Consider the following 16,177-nt stretch of genomic DNA (forward strand, 5'->3'; position numbering starts at 1 on the left):
TGGCGGATCGAGATTGTGTTCGACAAGGCGCGTTGAGAGGTTTCCGTCACGGTAGAATGCCTTCTATCGGACCGCGCCTTTTCGATAGATGCCCGACCGCTTCCCAGCCCAAAGCGGGCCCTATCCGCGTGGAAGTATCGGTACGATCGGCAAAGGAAAGGGGTGCGCGGCGGCGACGCGTCCAGAAAGCTGTCCAAAGGACAGGATCGCGGTGCCATCCCGTCGAACGCCGCCGCTCAGCGTCACTTCGTCGCCATCCTCGAGCCATCCGCGCTGCGTGCCGTCGGGAAGGGCGATATGCGGCTGGCCCGCTTCGGTGAGTTCGAGCAGACAGGCCGCGCTGCTTGGTTCGGGGCCCGATATCGTGCCGGTTCCGATGAGGTCGCCGGCGCGCGTGCTGGCACCGTTGACGGTAAGATGCGCAAGGAGCTGCGCCGGGTCCCAATACATATGCGCGAGGTTGCTTTTTGTTATCCGGACAGGAGCGATGCCGCGCCGCCGCATCTCGGCCGATTGGAGATGGACCTCGAGCTCGATGTCGAAGGTCCACTTCCCCTCGTGCCGAAGATAGTCGGCGGCCGTGGCCTGCGTCTCGGTCTTATGGCCGTAGGGCAGCAACGCCTCGATCGGGATAACCCACGGACCGATTTGCGTCGCGAAGGATTTGGCGGCGAAGGGACCGAGCGGCACGCTCTCCCAACGCTGGAGATCGCGCGCGCTCCAGTCGTTAAGGAGCGTCAGCCCGAAGGCATGCTGCTCGAACGCTTCGGCCGCAACGCGCTCGCCGAGCGCTGAAGCGCGGCTAAGGATGATGCCGATCTCGAGTTCGAAATCGAGCGCGCGGCTCGCGCCCGTCACGACAGTGCCGGCGCTGCGATACTGGCCGTTCGGCCGGCGAATGTCCGCATTGGGGCCGGTGACGGTCCCCGACCGCGCATGATAGCCGAGCGGCATCGCCTTCCAGTTGGAGGGGGCATCCTCGACCGGCTCTCTCCGCATCGCCGCCGCCGAGCGTATCGCGTGATGATAGCTTGCATAAAAGTCGGCGAAATCGGGCGGCGATAGCGGAACGGACATATCGAGCGAGCCGAGCGGGTGGAGATGCGGCTCGATAAGCGTGCGTTCCGCGGCGCCCTCGGCCAAGATCTGCCGGAGGCGCGCGCGAAGCGTGCGGTGAATATCCGCTCCCGCCTCGATCAGGGGCAAAAGGCTGGCCGCCCGCCACGGCCCGCTTGCCGGAATGCCTGGTCCGAGGAGACCAGCCTCCGCGAGCGCTGCAAGATCGAGCGCATGGTCGCCGATGGCCACGAGCAGGCGCGGATCGCCTCCGTCCGGCGCGCCGACGCCGTACGGCAGGCAGGCGAGCGAGAAGCCGCTCGTCTGCGATCCGGGAACCCATGAGGGCGGAGGCGAAATACTCACGCCTTCGCCTCCGCGCTGGGGCCACCGACGAGCGCGCCTGCGGCGTGCGCCGCCGCTATGTCTTCGCGGCTGAGGCCGAGTTCGCCAAACACTTCGGCATTATGCTCGCCCTGAAAGGCGGGCGAACCGAGCGGGTCGAGGCTTTCGGACGCGAATTTCCAGGGGCGGCCGGGAAGGCGGAAGCTGCCGCCGCGGCGGTCGGGGACTTCCTGCACCGCGCCCCAGTAATCGGCCCACTCGCTCTCTCCCAGCTCGCGCAAGCTGCGGATCTCGCCCATCGCGATCTTTGCCTCGTCGAACTGCGCGTCGAGCGCCGCCATGTCGGGAAAGGTCGAGATCCATGTCTGGACGATCGCATGCAATTCATCGAGATTCTGCCGGCGCGCGGCGGCGGTGGCGAAGCGCGGATCTTTTGCAAGATCGGCGCGGCGCATCGCGGCGAGGTAGGAGCGGAAGGTGAGGCTGCCGACGAGGCTGGTCGCCACGGTGAAGCGTTCGCCGCCGGGGCCGGTGAAAAAGGGGCAATCGGTGGCGCCGAGCACGGCGGGCTCGGCGCCGAGATCGATATCGCCAAGATCGACATGCGCGCGCTCGTTCACAGCCATCAGCGTCGCCGCCATCGCGACATCGATATATTCGCCCGCGCCGCTCTCGGCGCGGCGATGGAGCGCGGCGAGGATCGCGATCACCGCCTGGAGCCCCGAATAGACGTCGGCGTGCGAGAGGCTGTCGGTGCGCTGCGCGGTCAGCGCCTCGCCATAGTGACGGAGGCTGTTCGCAGTGAACCCCGCTTCGGCCTGCACCGTGGGCGCGTAGGCCATGCGCGACCGCCAGGGTCCGCCCTGGCCATAGCCGGTGATCGAGGCATAGATGATCCTGGGATTGCGCGCCGCGACCGCTTCATAGTCGAGGCCGAACGAGGCGAGCGCACCGGCGCGGAAATTCTCGACGACGATGTCGGCCTCGTCGCAAAGGCGCAACGCGAGGTCGCGGGCGCCCGGAGCATTGAGATCAATGCTGACATTGCGCTTGCCTGCATTTTGCTGGGCATAATAGCCTGACATGCCGTTCGCCGACGGCATGGCGAAGCGCGTGACGTCGGGACGCGGCGGCTCGACCTTCACCACGCTCGCGCCAAGATCGAGCAATGTCCGCGCGCAGAGCGGCCCCGCGAGCACGCGCGAGAAGTCGACGACCTTGATGCCGGTGAGGGGGCCCGCCATGGTCAGCGCCCCTCGAACCGGGCGAGGCCGGGGCCGTTCTTGCGGAACGAGGCGAGCCCTGTCTTCAGATCGTCCGAGGTCCAGATGGGCTTTTGCAATTCCTCCATCGCATCGTCGGCGGCGAGCACGCCCTCGTTCGCGGCGATATAGGCAAGCTGCTTGGTCGCGGCATGCGCAAGGGTCGGGCCGTTCGCAAATTCCTCGGCGACGGCAAGCGTGGCCTCCTCGAGCGTCTCGTCGGGGACGACGAGGTTGATGAGCCCCCAGCGCTCGAGCGTCGCGGGATCGTAGCGGCGTGCGAGCATCGACATCTCCTTCGCGCGCGCCATGCCCGCGCGCTGGACCTGGCGCTGGACCCCGCCCATCAGCGGGTGGAGGCCGAGCGTCGCCTCGACCGAGCCGATCTTCGCCGACTGGGCGGCGATGATATAGTCGCACGCGAGCGCGAGCTCGAAGCCGCCGCCAAGACAGACGCCATGAACGCTTGCGATGATCGGGATCGGGAGCAGTTCGAACGCGCGCAGAAACTCGACCGTCGGCGAATGGCGCGGGGCGTCGCCTGCGGGCTTTTCGGGGCGCTGCTGCCTCTCGGCCCGCGCATCGAAGAGGTCGAGGTCGGCGCCCGCGGAAAAGTGGCGAAGACCGCTGCGCAGCACGATTGCCCGGCTGCCCGCCTCCTGCGCCGCGGCGAGTTCGGCAAGCAGCACGCGCATCAGCTTGGGTCCGACGAGATTATAGGGCCGATACTGCATGGTCAGCACGGTCAGCGCGCCGCGGACGTCGCGCTCGACGAGCGGGGCCTCCTCGCCCTGCTTTTCCGCGGGCTTGCGCCCGGCTGCTGCGGTCTCGGGCTTTGCCATCGGTTGCTTCCTTCCTCTTCCCTCGCGCCGCCCTCTCCGGGCGGCGTCCAGATAGATGATAATCATAATCCAAAAGATGGCAATGGCCAAAACATGACCGGTCGGTGCGGGGGCTCTCGGCCCGCGACGGTGCTTGACAATTTATAGTATGGTCATAATCTAAATGAAGATATGAAAATGGCGAGGTGAGGATGAGCGATCTACTGGACATGGCGATCGATGCGCATGGGGGCCTCGAACTTTGGCGAGGCCTCAAGCGGATCACGGTCGACAAGACGATCGGGGGGACGCTGTTCCAGCTTAAAGGTCAGGACACGCTCGCCGCCACGCGCTTCGCGATCGATCCGCACCGTCCGCACGCGATCTATACGCCCGAGGAGATCGCCATCCGGGTCGTTTACAATGGCGATGCCGAAGTCTCGGTCGAGACGGGTGCCGGGCGTGTGCTTGAACGGCGGCCCTCACCCCGCGCCGTGTTCGATGGCATGGCGCGCGAATATCCCTGGGATCTCCTCCATCTCGCCTATTTTTGCGGCTATGCGGGATGGAATTATCTCACCACCCCCTTCCTCTTCACCTATCCCGGCTTCGAGACCGAGGAAATCGAACCATGGGAGGAAGAGGGGGAGATCTGGCGCCGGCTCAAAGTGCGGTTCAGTCCGGACATTCCGACGCATTGCCCCGAGCAGATTTTCCACTTCGATGCGAAGGGGCTGCTACGCCGGCTCGATTATCATTCAGAGGTCGTGAACTCGGTCCCGACCGCGCATTATCTTTATGATCATGCCAATTTTTCGGGCCTCGTGATGCCGACGCGGCGCAAGGCGCTTCCCCGGCTACCGGACGGCCGTTCGGCGCCGGGACCGGTCTTCGTCGATCTTGGCTATTCGAACTTCCGTCTCGAATGACATGGAGCCGGACCCTTCGGTCCGGCTCCTGACCGACTGGTTCCAGCCGCCCCGCGTGGGGGAAGGCCGGAGAGGGGCTAGCCGGTCATTCCTGTCACGCGACGGGCGCGCCCACCTCGACAATCGCTTTGCCGAAATTGCGGCCTTCGAGCATGCCGATAAACGCCTCGGGCGCATTGGCAAGACCCTGGGTGACATCCTCCCTGAACTTGACGCGCCCGTCGGCGATCCAGCCGCCGACCTCTTCGAGAAATTGGGAGCGCTGATGCCAGAATTCGCGGACGATGAACCCGCGCATTGTCACGCTGCGGGTCAAAATGGTGCCGAGCGTCGCGGCGAGGAAATGCGGCTTCTCCGCCGCGGCCAGCCCATTATATTGCGCGACGAGTCCGCAAACCGGAACGCGCGCGAACTCGTTGAGGAGCGGGAGCACGGCCTGCCATACCGCGCCGCCGACCAGTTCGAAATAGACGTCGACGCCATCGGGGCAGGCGGTAGCAAGCTCGTCGGCGAAGCGCGGCGAGCGATGATCGATCGCAGCATCGAAGCCAAGCTCGTCGACGAGATAGGCGCATTTCTCCGCGCCGCCGGCAATCCCCACGACCCGGCAGCCCTTGATCTTCGCGATCTGGCCGACGAGCGAGCCGACGGGGCCGGCCCCGGCCGCCACGACGACGGTCTCGCCTTCCTTCGGCTTGCCGATCTCGAGCAGGCCGGCATAGGCGGTAAGCCCGGGCATGCCGAGGACGCCGAGCGCGGTGCTCGGCGGCGCGAAGCGCTCGTCGAGCTTCACGAGGCCGGTCCCGTTCGAGATCGCGTGCGAAACCCAGCCGAGATAGGCCGCGACATGGTCACCCACCGCAAAGTCCGGGTGGCGCGAGGCGATGACGCGCGCGACCGTCTCGCCCTCCATCACGCCGCCGACCGCGGTCGGGGCCGAATAGGATTTACGGTCGTCCATACGGCCGCGCATATAGGGGTCGAGCGACAGATAGCGGGTCGCGAGCAGGACTTCGCCATCCTCGATTTCGGGCAAATCGACGTCTTCGATGCCGAAATTGTTCGGGCGCGGTGCCCCGTTCGGGCGTGCAGCCAGAATTACCCGTTCGCTTTTGATTTTCGTCACTTCATGTCTCCAATGCCGTGAATCCGACGAGGCCGAAGCGCGGCGGATGCCGGCGCCGGGAATCGACGGCTGGAGATTTAGATGATGATCGTCATTATATCAATCGCCCACGGAGCGGCGCTCCCGGTTGGTGGGCGGATGAGGCGTGCGGTCCGTGCGCGCTGCCCCGGTCGGCGCCGGTACGCGACGCCTAGAAACCATTTTTGTCGAGTGACTTAACGGTGGGGTCCGCCATTGCATCGTGGGATCTGGGGATAATTGACACCAGGGCGGCGGTCAGTCCGCCGCGACCGCTATCCCCGTTTGCGCGCGCACCATTTCGAGATCGATGCCGGCGGCGAGTTCCTGCACGCGAAGGCAGCGCTCGCCGCGATCGAGGATGAAGCGGCCATAATCGGAGACGATCGCATCGACCACGGCGGTGCCGGTAAGCGGCAGGCTGCACTGCTCGACGATCTTGGGATTGCCCGCCTTGTCGGCGTGGTTCATCACCACGACGACGCGCTTGACGCCCGCGACAAGGTCCATCGCGCCGCCCATGCCTTTGATCATCTTGCCCGGCACGGTCCAGTTCGCGAGATCGCCGTTGCCCGCGACCTCCATCGCGCCGAGGATCGCAAGATCGATATGACCGCCGCGGATCATCGCGAAACTGTCAGCCGACGAGAAGAAGCTCGACGTCGGAAGTGCGGTGATCGTCTGCTTGCCGGCGTTGACGAGATCGGGATCGACCTCATCATCATAAGGAAAGGGGCCGATGCCGAGCATGCCGTTTTCCGACTGGAGGACGACCTCGATGTCCGACGGCACGAAATTCGCGACGAGAGTCGGGATGCCGATTCCAAGATTGACGTAGAAGCCGTCCTGGAGTTCGAGCGCCGCACGCGCTGCCATGTCTTCACGGGTCCAGGGCATCAGGCGGGCTCCTCTTCGCGCGTTCGGGTGGTCCTGAACTCGATCTTCTTGTCGTAGGCGGGGCCCTCGATGATCCGGTTCACATAAATGCCTGGCGTGTGGACCTGGTCGGGATCGAGGCTGCCGGCGGGAACGATCTCCTCGACCTCGGCGATCGTAACCCGGCCCGCGGTCGCCATATTGGGGTTGAAGTTGCGCGCTGTCTTGCGGAAGACCAGATTGCCCTCGGGATCGGCTTTCCACGCCTTGACGATCGAAAGATCGGCTCGCAGCCAGGTCTCGCGCACATAGAGCGCGCCGTCGAACTCCTCATGCGGCTTGCCCTCGGCGACCACCGTCCCGACCCCGGTCTTGGTGTAGAAGGCGGGAATGCCGGCGCCGCCCGCGCGAATGCGTTCGGCGAGCGTGCCCTGCGGATTGAGTTCGAGCTCGAGCTTTTCCGAAAGATAGAGTTCGGCGAAAAGCTTGTTCTCGCCGATGTAGGACGAGACCATCTTACGGATTTGGCCGTTGTTGAGAAGCGTCCAGAGACCGAAGCCATCGGCGCCGCAATTGTTCGAGATGATCGTGAGATCCTTGACGCCGCTTGCGAGCAGGCCGGCGATCAGATGCTCGGGATTGCCCGAAAGGCCGAAGCCGCCCGACATGATCGTCATGCCGTCGAAAAGGACGCCGGCGAGCGCCGCCTCGGCATCCGGAAATATCTTGCGCTTGGTCATCGATCCCTCTATATGTCCGGTAATCGGACAAAAGAATCAATAATCGGTTTTTTGAAAAAGGTCAATCGCGATGCGTGCGGGCGAGCCGGCAGACCCAAATTTCATGCTTTCGCTCGCGCGGGGCCTCGAAGTGCTGCGCGCCTTCGAACGCCACCCCTCGCTCTCGGTGGCCGAAGCGGCGCGTATCAGCGGACTCAACCGGCCGAGCGCGAGCCGCTGCCTCCATACGCTGGTCAAGCTCGGATATGCGCGCGAGGCAGGCGGGCGCTATATGCTGACGCCGGGCCTCCTGCCGCTCGCTTGCGGTTTCCTCTCCTCCTCGCCGCTCGCGAGCGCGAGCCAGGCCGTCGCCAATGCGCTACGCGACCGCTTGCAGGAAACCGTCTCGGTCGCGACGCTCGATCCCGCGGACATGGGGCGGATCATCTATATCGCGCGAGCCGAACGGAATCAGATCATCGCCGCGCCGCTGATGGTCGGAAGCACGCTTCCGAGCCATTGCACCTCGATGGGGCGGGTGCTGCTCGCCGCGGCGGACGAGCCCGGGCGTGCGGCATGGCTCGCCGCCGCCGCACTGGATCGGCGTACCGAGCGCACGCTCGTCGACAAGCCGGCGCTCGGCGCCGAACTCGCCTGCGTCGCCGAGCAGCGCTGGAGCCTCGTCGAGGAAGAACTCGAGCTTGGCCTTCGCTCGCTTGCGGTGCCGGTGCGCGATCGCAGCGGCGCGACCGTCGCCGCGCTCAATGTCGCGACCTTCTCGGCCGCGCACAGCGCCGAATATCTCATCGACCGGTATCTGCCCGATTTGCGCGCGGCCGCGGGCCAGCTCGAACGGGCGATCTGAACCACCACACCATAGAATCCAGGGAGCCAGTATTTATGGAATTGCGCCGCGTAGCGATCGTCTCGCCCATCCGGACCGCCGTCGGAAAATTCGGCGGCGCGCTCGCGCCGCTCACCGCGGGCGATCTCGGCGCCGCCGTGATCCGCGCGCTTGTCGAGAAAAGCGGCATCGACGCCGAGCGCGTCGACGATGTCGTCTTCGGCCAGGGCTATGCGAGCGGCGAGGCGCCGAGCATCGGCCGCTGGTCCTGGCTTGCCGCGGGACTGCCGCAAACGGTGCCGGGGTTCCAGCTCGATCGGCGCTGCGGCTCGGGCCTCCAGGCGATCATCGAGGCGGCGATGATGGTGCAGACGGGCGCGGCCGATGTCGTCGTCGCGGGCGGTGCCGAAAGCATGTCGAACGTCGAGCATTATTCGACCGCGCTTCGCAAGGGCGCGCGCCTCGGCAGCATCGAGCTTCACGACCGTTTGACCCGCGCGCGGCTGATGTCGCAGCCGACTGAGCGCTATGGCGTGATCTCGGGCATGATCGAGACCGCGGAAAATGTCGCGCGCGACTATGGCATCACGCGCGAGGCGTCGGACGCTTATGCGGTCCGCTCGCACCAGCGCACCGCCGCGGCGTGGGGAGAAGGCCGCTTCGCCGACGAGGTGGTGCCGGTCGCGGTCCCGCAAAAGCGCGGTGATCCCGCGATTTTCGATCATGACGAGGGCTACCGCGCCGATGTCTCGCTCGAAAGCCTCGCTGCCCTCCGTCCGATCGAGGGCGGCGTCGTGACCGCAGGGAATGCGAGTCAGCAGAATGACGCGGCGGCTGCCTGTCTCGTCGTTGCCGAGGACAAGCTCGCCGAACTCGGACTCGAGCCGTCGGGCTGGTTCGCGGGCTGGGCCGCGGCGGGCTGCGACCCCGCGCGCATGGGTGTGGGGCCGGTGCCCGCGGTCGAGCGGCTCTTCGCGCGAACCGGGATTGGCTGGGGCGACATCGACCTCATCGAGCTCAACGAAGCATTTGCGCCGCAGGTGCTGGCGGTGCTGAAGGCCTGGGGCTGGAGCGACGACGATGGTCGCCACGATATGCTCAATGTCAACGGCTCGGGCATATCGCTTGGTCATCCCATCGGCGTGACCGGTGCCCGCATCGCCGCGACGCTGCTTCATGAAATGCGCCGCCGCGAGGTGCGATACGGGCTTGAGACCATGTGCATCGGTGGAGGGCAGGGGCTGGCTGCGATCTTCGAACGGGCTTAGGGCGGCGCGTCCCGCGTTTCCCCCTGTACCTGATAGTTGCCGCAGCGATTTATGGTACGATCGTAGGTCCGGCTAGAAGGGCGGGCGGGGCTGGCGCCATGCCGCGCATGGGGATCGTTTCGGTCTGTTTAGCAAATTGACATGGAGGAGGTGCGCTATATCTCTGTAACAGGAGACAGAGATGAAGGGAAAGCGCACCGATCTTGGAACCACCCAATGCGGGATCGCCAGATCCCTCGGGGTCATCGGTGACTGGTGGTCGCTGCTCATCATCCGCGATGCGTTCATCGGGCTCGAGCATTTCGGGGAATTTCACAGGTCGCTGGGCTTGGCCCGGAACATCCTCTCGACGCGACTGAAAAAGCTGGTGGAGCATGGGATATTTCGGATCGAGCCCGACGAAGACAATGCCTCGAGCCATCGTTATCTCCTCACCGAGCGCGGCAAGGAACTCTACATAGTCATTATGGCGCTCTGCCAGTGGGGCGAGAATGGCTGCTTCGCGCCGGACGAGAAACGATATCTGATGATCGATCGCAAACTGGGAAGGCCGCTCGCGCCTCTTGAACTGCGCGCAGATGACGGCCGAATTCTCGGGCCGGACGATTTTCGGCATGTGAGCCCGCAGGAGTGGGAAGGCCTTGAGCTTGGTCGTTTGGAACCGGAATAAAGCCATTCAAGTTTCCGGGGTTTTTCGGCGAACCTGCTGCTGAGCATCGCGGTGGCGTTCTGTTCCCATCGTCGGGCGATGCGCAGTGTCGTCCTGCCGTTCTTGCGCCCCATGGGAGCGGAGCGCTGCTGATTGCCGGCGATTCTGGCAACACCATATGGTATGGCGAGCTAACCGAGCCCGGAACCCGTTGCTGCCTTTGATCGGTTTGAGCGCGGCGCGCCCGACTAGGCGCGGCGGCGTTTGCGAATGCCCTGCGGCGGACCGGTTACCGCGTCATCCAGATGGGGGATATTATGGGGTTTGGGCGAGCCTGGACCCGGATAGATATGCACGCCGCGCGCGTCGAGCGGATCGCCGCATTCGGAGCAGACAAGAACCGGATCGAACTGCGACCCGCAGCGATCATGGACATGAACGAGCGGCCGCCCGGGTTTGCCGGCCATATGTTCATCGCCCCAGTGCACGATCGACATGATGACCGGATAGAGCTTCAGCCCCTTGGGCGTCAGCCGATATTCATGGCGCAGCGGATCCTGCTGATAGGCGACTTTCGTCAGGATGAAATTGTCGGTCAGCCCGTGGAGGCGCTCGGCAAGGACCCCGCGGCTGATGCCGAGGCGCGATTGGAAATCCTCGAAACGCCGCACCTTCATGAAACACTCGCGCAGGATGAGAATGGTCCAGCGATCGCCGATCACCGACATGGTGCGCGCGAGCGAGCAAATCTCCTGGTCCAGTTCGTTCCACCGCATCGAAATCTCCAGCCACCGTGCCGCCAGCCTGATCGCGCCATCGGGTTCGAATTCGATACTTCTCTATCGCGGCTTACGCCGCGATGGAAGCCTGAAGTTGGTCCGTTAGAATATGGAATGTCCCTTTCGATGAACCAAAAAAGGGACCGGATCATGGCTTGACAGCGGGGTCAGTAAGTTCGAATTTAGAACTTAATTGGAATCGATGATCCGGGAAGGGTATGCAGGCATGGCCGATACGGCAGCAGCGCGGGACGACGACGCGTTCCGGGAAGAGGTGCGCAGCTTCATTCGCGACCATTATCCTCAGGAAATGCGCGTCGCCGCGCCCTATGAGGAACTCGACAAGGAGCAGCAGCTCCTCTGGCACCGCGTCCTCCACAAAAAGGGCTGGTCCGCCCCGCATTGGCCCGCCGAATATGGCGGTGCGGGCTGGTCGATCGCGCAGCAGCATATCTGGGAGCAGGAACTGGCTGCCGCCGATACGCTGCCGCTTCTCGCCTTCAGCCTCACGATGGTGGGACCCGTTATCTACACCTATGGCACCGAGGCGCAAAAGGCGCGCTTCCTGCCGCGCATCCTGTCGGGCGACGACTGGTGGTGCCAGGGCTATTCGGAGCCGGGGGCCGGGTCGGACCTCGCCAATGTCCGCACGAGAGCGGTGCGCGACGGCGACCATTATGTCGTGAACGGCCACAAGACCTGGACGACTCTCGCGCAGCACGCCGACTGGATTTTCGCGCTCGTGCGCACCAACCCCGCGGCGAAGGCGCAGCAGGGCATCTCCTTCCTTCTGATCGATATGGCGTCGCCCGGCGTCTCGGTCCGGCCGATCATCACCCTCGACGGTGCGCACGAGGTCAACGATGTCTTCTTCGACGACGTCCGCGTGCCGGTCGCGAACCGGATCGGCGAGGAAGACAGGGGCTGGACCTATGCCAAGTTCCTGCTCGGCAACGAACGGACGAGCATGGCGAGCACGCCGCGATCGCGCGCGGCGATCGACCTGCTGAAGCGCGTGGCCGCGGCCAATCCGCCCGGCGCGCCGATCCTGCGGCACCCCGATTTCGCCCGCAAGGTTGCACGCGCCGAAATCGCGCTCCGCGCGCTCGAGGCGACCGAGATGGCCGTGCTGAGAGCGGTCGAGCAAGGGCGCGAACCCGGGTTCGAGGCGTCGCTATTCAAGATCCGCGGCACCGAAATCTATCAGGAGATCACCCGCCTCGCGACCGAGGCGGCCGGGGTTTACGGCCTCATCAACCATGCGGACCGCGGCGGCACCCGTCTCCCTCACCCGGGCCCTGAAGGCAGCATCACCGCGATGCAGGAATGGCTGAATGCGCGGAAGAAGACGATCTACGGCGGATCGAACGAGATCCAGCGCAACATCATAGCGAAGCAGGTCCTCGGGCTTTGAGCGGGGACAGGGGAGACGAACATTGAGCGATAAGGAAGACCATGGCCTGCTCCGCGACAGCGTCGCGAAGTTTCTCGGGGCGCGGTACGACATCGAGCGCCGGCGCGAAATCGCCGCGTCGGAGGCCGGATGGTCGCGCGACATCTGGCGCGAGATGGCAGAACTCGGCCTCTTCGCCGCCGCGATCCCGGCCGAGGCGGGCGGTTTCGCCCAAGGCATCGAGGAGGCCCTCGTCGTCATGGAGGAATTTGGCCGCCGCCTCGTGGTCGAGCCTTTTTCCGAGACCGCGATCGTCGCCGGAACGCTGATCGCGAAGCTCGGCACCGCCGCGCAGCGCAGCGACCTTCTGCCCCCGATCATGGCGGGTGACGCGATCTGGGCGCTGGCCCATGAGGAAGGCTATGCGAACGGCGCCGACGATGTCCGCACGGTGGCGATCCCGGAGGGCGAGGAATATCGCATCGACGGAGCAAAGGCCGTTGCCGCCGCGGCGGGGTGGGCGGACCGGCTGCTCGTCTCGGCGCGCATCGGCGCTGCGGGGGACGGAGCGCTCGCGCTTTTCATCGTCGATCCCCAGGCCGCGGGCGTTGGCATCGAACGCTATCGGACCCTCGACGGGCGGGGCGCCGCCGACATATCGCTTTCGGGCGTCCTCGTACCGGCAGGCGCGCTGCTCGGAGCGGGCGGCGACGCGTGCGCGGCGCTCGGCGATGCGGTGGATTTTGCGGTCGCAGCACAATGCGCCGAGGCGCTCGGAATCATGTCGGTGCTCAACGCCGCGACGGTCGAATATGCCAAGGTGCGCCAGCAGTTCGGCCAGCCGATCGGACGTTTCCAGGCGCTGCAGCATCGTCTCGTCGACATGTATGTCGCCGAGAGCGAGGCGCGAGGGATGGCCGCAACGCTGCCGGCGCTGTTCGGCATGGCGAACCGCCGCAGCGCCGCGGTGTCAGCGGCGAAAGTGCAGATCGCAGAGGCCGGCCGGCTGATCGCCGAAGAGGCGATCCAGATCCATGGCGGCATGGGCATGACGCAGGAACTCTCGATCGGCGATTATGCGAAGCGGATGATCGCGCTCACAATGCAGCATGGTGACGTCCGGGCCCATCTCGATCGCTTTGTCGCGCTCGAGATGGAGGCGGCGTGATCGCCGGCTCGAACCGGGATCAATCCCTGTCGGCTGGTCTGCGTCGATAGTGCAAGCGATTTGGCGGGCCGGGGCCGCCGGCTCAGCGCCGGGCCTTGAAGGCTCGCCAGCGCGCCTCGCGTTCCTTCCCGTAAGCGACGCCGGGTTCGGCGCGCAGGTCTTTCCATTCGACGGGGGCGCCGCATGCGGCGCAGGCCGGGCCCAGACCGGCCAGTCCTTCGCAATCGCAATGGATGTATTCGACCGCACGCTCGGCACCGGGCGCCTTGCACCAGCCCTCACCCCAAGCACGCAACGTGAGCAGCACCGCATGAAAGGCCTCGCCTTTCGCGGTCGGGCGATACTCATGGCGGGGCGGACGCTCGCTGTAGAGGCGCCGCTCGACCATGCCGTTCGCCTCGAGCCGTTTCAGCCGGACCGTAAGGATCTGCGGCGTTGCGCCGGTATGCGCCTGGATCTGTTCGAAGCGAAGGTTGCCGAGGAAAATCTCGCGTAGGATCAGCAGGTTCCAGCGGTCGCCCGCGACGCTTTGGGACAGCGTGACCGGGCAGAGGGTATCGGGCGTGTCATGCTCGATCATTTGCGTCTCCGCCTGTGTTCGTCCTGCGCGAAACCGGTAGGATGTGCCGGTGCCGGCGCGAACGCCGGCACCGGATATCGTCAGAATTTCTTGCTGACCGCCAGGATGACGGAGCGGGGAGGCGCATAAAGGCGCAGGCCCAGTCCTTGGAAGCTGATCGAGTGGACCGAATATCTGGCGTTCAGGATATTGTCGCCGGTGAGCGCGATCTTGTACCCGCTGTCGCTTTCCCAGGCGAGATAAGCGCCGAGAACGCCATAGGACCCCTGGTAGCTCCCGGGGTCGTTCGCCGGGTTGTAATAGTAGCTGTCCTGGAAGGCATAATCGGCTCGCGCCGTGACGGTGCCCGATGCCAGCGTCGCTTCGACCTCGACATAGGGGGTGAGCTTCACCTTTGGCGCACGCGGCAGTGCATTGCCGTCGTATGCGAGCGTCGACCCGGCGAAGGTCGGGTTGCTCGTGAACTTGCCATCGAGATAGGCGAAGGTGGTGCCGGCGCGGAACCAGGGCGCGGGCGCCGCCATCGCGTCGAATTCAATCCCCTTGATCTTCGCGTTAGCACTGGCGAGCACGAAATTGAGCGTTTGGCCGAATTCGAACACCTGAAGGTCGCGGTAATCGATATAGAAGGCGTCGACGTTGAAGCGGAACTTATTGTCGAGCCACGAGGTCTTGGCGCCGAGGTTGAAGCTGTCGAGCCGCTCGGGCTTGACGAGGAACGCCGCTTGCGCGGCATTTTGCGCCTGGCTGGTGTAGGTGCCCGACTTGTAGCCGCGATCGTAACTCAGATAGAAGCGCTTGCCGGCCTCGGGCTCGACCGACAGGATCGCGCGCCACGTCGGCTTGGTGAAGCTCGCCTTCGTCTCGAGAGCATAAAGCGAACCCGGGAAGAAGGGGAATCCGAGGCCCTGGCCGGCGGGAGCATTGTGCAACGCCTGCTGGAATACGCGCTTGCGGTCGTGGGTCAGGCGCCCGCCGAGCGTCAATTCCCAGATCGACGCGAAGGGCAGCGTGAACTGCCCGAACAGGGCATAGCTGGTCGAACGGGCGCGCTGGATGCCCGTGTTGTCGCCGCCGAGCCCCACGGGAAACGGAGCGCTGACCACGACGTTGAAGCGCTCGGTCCGATTCACCCGGTCCTCATAATAAAAGAGGCCGCCGACCCATTTGACCGCACTCGAGTCCGGCGAGGAGAAGCGCAGTTCCTGGCTGAACTGGTGCGAGCGATCGTCGATATAATCCTCGGCGAGAAACTGGAACGGCGCCTGGAGGCCGCCGAGATCGGCTGCGATATCGACGACATTGTCGCGGTAGGCGGTTAGCGAACTGATCGTCGCGAAGTCCGCGTCATAGTCGAGCCGGCCCAGCACGCCATAATTGCGCCGCTTCTGATAGGTGCCCGGGACACCTTCGCTCTGCCAGACGCTGGTGCGATCGGCCTGGTCGGCATTCATCGCCGCCAGCACGACCGGAACCGCTACGCGCGAGCGGACGCCGTAGCGCGCATCGCCGCTCAAATCGTCGCGCGAATAGTCGGCGCTGAGCAGCGCGGTCAGCCGGCCGAACTCGCCCTGAAGCTGGGCGCGTCCGCTGTAGCGCTCGCCGCCCTGCAGTTTCTCGCCGGTACGGATATTCCGTGCATAGCCGTCGCTGTGCGAATATTGGCCTGCGATGCGCAGCGCCACGTCTGCGGTGAGCGGCGCGTTGACGACGGCCTTGGCACCATAGGTGCCAAAGCTGCCGTAGGACGCCTCGAGCGAGCCCTCGAAGCGGTCGCGCGGGCGGTTGGCGTAGAAGGCGATGACACCCGCCGACGCGTTGCGGCCATAGAGCGTCCCTTGCGGACCGCGCAGCACCTCGACGCGCTGGACGTCGAGGAACGCGGCCGCGCTCGCACCGCCGCGCCCGATCGAGACTTCGTCCATCGCGATCGTCACCGAGCTTTCGGATGCGGCCGAGTCCGTCTGCGATCCGACGCCGCGGATATAGGTCTGGGGCTCGCCGACATTATATTCGGTCATCGTCACGCCCGGGGTGATCGCAGCGATATCAAGAACATCGGTGATACCGAATTTTTCGATCGATTCGCCGCCGAGCGCGCTGATCGCGACCGTGACGTCCTGCAGGTTTTCCGAGCGGCGCTGAGCGGTGACGACGATGTCGCCGACGCCCGACGCGCTCGCCTCCTCCTGTGGGGGCTCTGCGGCGGGCACCGCGGGATCGCTGTCCTGCGCGACGGCGGGATGGGCTCCGCTAAGCGCGAGCGCCAGGAATACCGGGCGCGACACATCGCCGGCGAAAATCGTTCGCATAATCATTCCCCTGTTTTTAATGGTGAGCCGGG

At 65.1% G+C, this 16,177-nt stretch carries 15 protein-coding genes; 6 read left to right on the plus strand and 9 right to left on the minus strand.

The genetic code is table 11. From position 1 onward, the window contains the following. Positions 1–120: 120 nt before the first annotated feature. Genes VSX79_RS05540 through VSX79_RS05550 form a run of 3 tightly spaced genes read right to left on the minus strand, consistent with a single transcriptional unit; the run spans position 121 to position 3,505 of the window. The gene (locus VSX79_RS05540) at positions 121–1,422 is read right to left on the minus strand and encodes a fumarylacetoacetate hydrolase family protein (protein ID WP_326914697.1); all 1,302 of its coding nucleotides are present in this window, start codon (positions 1,420–1,422) and stop codon (positions 121–123) included. Next, complete coding sequence (locus tag VSX79_RS05545; RefSeq protein ID WP_326914698.1) at positions 1,419–2,645, minus strand: CaiB/BaiF CoA transferase family protein; 1,227 nt, start codon at positions 2,643–2,645, stop codon at positions 1,419–1,421. The genes VSX79_RS05540 and VSX79_RS05545 overlap by 4 nt, the downstream gene beginning before the upstream one ends. Positions 2,646–2,647: 2 nt before the next feature. After that, positions 2,648–3,505 (minus strand): enoyl-CoA hydratase/isomerase family protein, encoded by an 858-nt coding sequence (locus VSX79_RS05550; protein ID WP_326914699.1) that lies wholly within the window; start codon positions 3,503–3,505, stop codon positions 2,648–2,650. Between the two features lie 191 nt (positions 3,506–3,696). Here VSX79_RS05550 and VSX79_RS05555 point away from each other — a divergent pair, with 191 nt between their 5' ends. Continuing rightward, entirely contained in the window at positions 3,697–4,413 is a 717-nt protein-coding gene (locus tag VSX79_RS05555) for a hypothetical protein (protein WP_326914700.1), read from the plus strand. Positions 4,414–4,507: 94 nt separating this feature from the next. Here the strand turns inward: VSX79_RS05555 and VSX79_RS05560 are convergent, their stop codons facing one another. The 3 genes from VSX79_RS05560 to VSX79_RS05570 form a co-directional block, all read right to left on the minus strand. Next, positions 4,508–5,539, minus strand: coding sequence for an NADP-dependent oxidoreductase (locus tag VSX79_RS05560; RefSeq protein WP_326914701.1), 1,032 nt, complete (start codon positions 5,537–5,539; stop codon positions 4,508–4,510). Positions 5,540–5,815: 276 nt separating this feature from the next. After that, a complete protein-coding gene (locus tag VSX79_RS05565; protein WP_326914702.1) occupies positions 5,816–6,454 on the minus strand; it encodes a 3-oxoacid CoA-transferase subunit B in 639 nt (212 codons plus the stop codon). Continuing rightward, positions 6,454–7,173: a CoA transferase subunit A gene (locus VSX79_RS05570; RefSeq protein WP_326914703.1), complete on the minus strand. Its 720-nt coding sequence runs from the start codon at positions 7,171–7,173 to the stop codon at positions 6,454–6,456. The genes VSX79_RS05565 and VSX79_RS05570 overlap by 1 nt, the downstream gene beginning before the upstream one ends. Positions 7,174–7,276: 103 nt before the next feature. On the opposite strand from VSX79_RS05570, the gene VSX79_RS05575 reads away from it, so the two are divergent. The 3 genes from VSX79_RS05575 to VSX79_RS05585 all read left to right on the plus strand — a co-directional run bounded on the left by VSX79_RS05575 (position 7,277) and on the right by VSX79_RS05585 (position 9,934). Further along, positions 7,277–8,017, plus strand: coding sequence for an IclR family transcriptional regulator domain-containing protein (locus VSX79_RS05575; protein WP_326914704.1), 741 nt, complete (start codon positions 7,277–7,279; stop codon positions 8,015–8,017). A gap of 35 nt (positions 8,018–8,052) precedes the next feature. Continuing rightward, on the plus strand, positions 8,053–9,264 hold the full coding sequence (locus tag VSX79_RS05580; RefSeq protein ID WP_326914705.1) for an acetyl-CoA C-acetyltransferase: 1,212 nt from the start codon (positions 8,053–8,055) through the stop codon (positions 9,262–9,264). A 181-nt stretch (positions 9,265–9,445) separates the two neighbouring features. After that, a complete protein-coding gene (locus VSX79_RS05585) occupies positions 9,446–9,934 on the plus strand; it encodes a winged helix-turn-helix transcriptional regulator (RefSeq protein WP_326914706.1) in 489 nt (162 codons plus the stop codon). Positions 9,935–10,161: 227 nt separating this feature from the next. Here the strand turns inward: VSX79_RS05585 and VSX79_RS05590 are convergent, their stop codons facing one another. Then, positions 10,162–10,689, minus strand: a complete 528-nt coding sequence (locus VSX79_RS05590) for a winged helix-turn-helix transcriptional regulator (protein WP_326914707.1) — start codon at positions 10,687–10,689, stop codon at positions 10,162–10,164. A gap of 229 nt (positions 10,690–10,918) precedes the next feature. On the opposite strand from VSX79_RS05590, the gene VSX79_RS05595 reads away from it, so the two are divergent. Both VSX79_RS05595 and VSX79_RS05600 read left to right on the plus strand, forming a co-directional pair. Then, positions 10,919–12,106 (plus strand): acyl-CoA dehydrogenase family protein, encoded by a 1,188-nt coding sequence (locus VSX79_RS05595; RefSeq protein ID WP_326914708.1) that lies wholly within the window; start codon positions 10,919–10,921, stop codon positions 12,104–12,106. Positions 12,107–12,128: 22 nt separating this feature from the next. Beyond that, positions 12,129–13,253 carry an acyl-CoA dehydrogenase family protein gene (locus tag VSX79_RS05600; RefSeq protein ID WP_326914709.1) on the plus strand — a complete coding sequence of 375 codons (1,125 nt, stop codon included), beginning with the start codon at positions 12,129–12,131 and terminating at the stop codon, positions 13,251–13,253. An 82-nt stretch (positions 13,254–13,335) separates the two neighbouring features. Here VSX79_RS05600 and VSX79_RS05605 read toward each other — a convergent pair whose 3' ends face one another. Then, positions 13,336–13,833, minus strand: a complete 498-nt coding sequence (locus tag VSX79_RS05605; RefSeq protein ID WP_326914710.1) for a winged helix-turn-helix transcriptional regulator — start codon at positions 13,831–13,833, stop codon at positions 13,336–13,338. Positions 13,834–13,913: 80 nt separating this feature from the next. Then, positions 13,914–16,145 carry a TonB-dependent receptor gene (locus VSX79_RS05610; RefSeq protein ID WP_326914711.1) on the minus strand — a complete coding sequence of 744 codons (2,232 nt, stop codon included), beginning with the start codon at positions 16,143–16,145 and terminating at the stop codon, positions 13,914–13,916. Positions 16,146–16,177 lie beyond the last annotated feature (32 nt).

The sequence above is a fragment of the Sphingopyxis chilensis genome (genome assembly GCF_035930445.1).
Classification (GTDB): domain Bacteria; phylum Pseudomonadota; class Alphaproteobacteria; order Sphingomonadales; family Sphingomonadaceae; genus Sphingopyxis; species Sphingopyxis chilensis.

Bases quoted from the DNA above. Each gene is read 5' to 3' on its own strand.
- VSX79_RS05590 (WP_326914707.1), bottom strand. From the start codon at position 10,689: ATGCGGTGGAACGAACTGGACCAGGAGATTTGCTCGCTCGCGCGCACC.
- VSX79_RS05585 (WP_326914706.1), top strand. From the start codon at position 9,446: ATGAAGGGAAAGCGCACCGATCTTGGAACCACCCAATGCGGGATCGCC.
- VSX79_RS05555 (WP_326914700.1), top strand. From the start codon at position 3,697: ATGAGCGATCTACTGGACATGGCGATCGATGCGCATGGGGGCCTCGAA.
- VSX79_RS05605 (WP_326914710.1), bottom strand. From the start codon at position 13,833: ATGATCGAGCATGACACGCCCGATACCCTCTGCCCGGTCACGCTGTCC.
- VSX79_RS05595 (WP_326914708.1), top strand. From the start codon at position 10,919: ATGGCCGATACGGCAGCAGCGCGGGACGACGACGCGTTCCGGGAAGAG.
- VSX79_RS05545 (WP_326914698.1), bottom strand. From the start codon at position 2,645: ATGGCGGGCCCCCTCACCGGCATCAAGGTCGTCGACTTCTCGCGCGTG.
- VSX79_RS05550 (WP_326914699.1), bottom strand. From the start codon at position 3,505: ATGGCAAAGCCCGAGACCGCAGCAGCCGGGCGCAAGCCCGCGGAAAAG.
- VSX79_RS05565 (WP_326914702.1), bottom strand. From the start codon at position 6,454: ATGCCCTGGACCCGTGAAGACATGGCAGCGCGTGCGGCGCTCGAACTC.
- VSX79_RS05575 (WP_326914704.1), top strand. From the start codon at position 7,277: ATGCTTTCGCTCGCGCGGGGCCTCGAAGTGCTGCGCGCCTTCGAACGC.
- VSX79_RS05610 (WP_326914711.1), bottom strand. From the start codon at position 16,145: ATGCGAACGATTTTCGCCGGCGATGTGTCGCGCCCGGTATTCCTGGCG.
- VSX79_RS05580 (WP_326914705.1), top strand. From the start codon at position 8,053: ATGGAATTGCGCCGCGTAGCGATCGTCTCGCCCATCCGGACCGCCGTC.
- VSX79_RS05570 (WP_326914703.1), bottom strand. From the start codon at position 7,173: ATGACCAAGCGCAAGATATTTCCGGATGCCGAGGCGGCGCTCGCCGGC.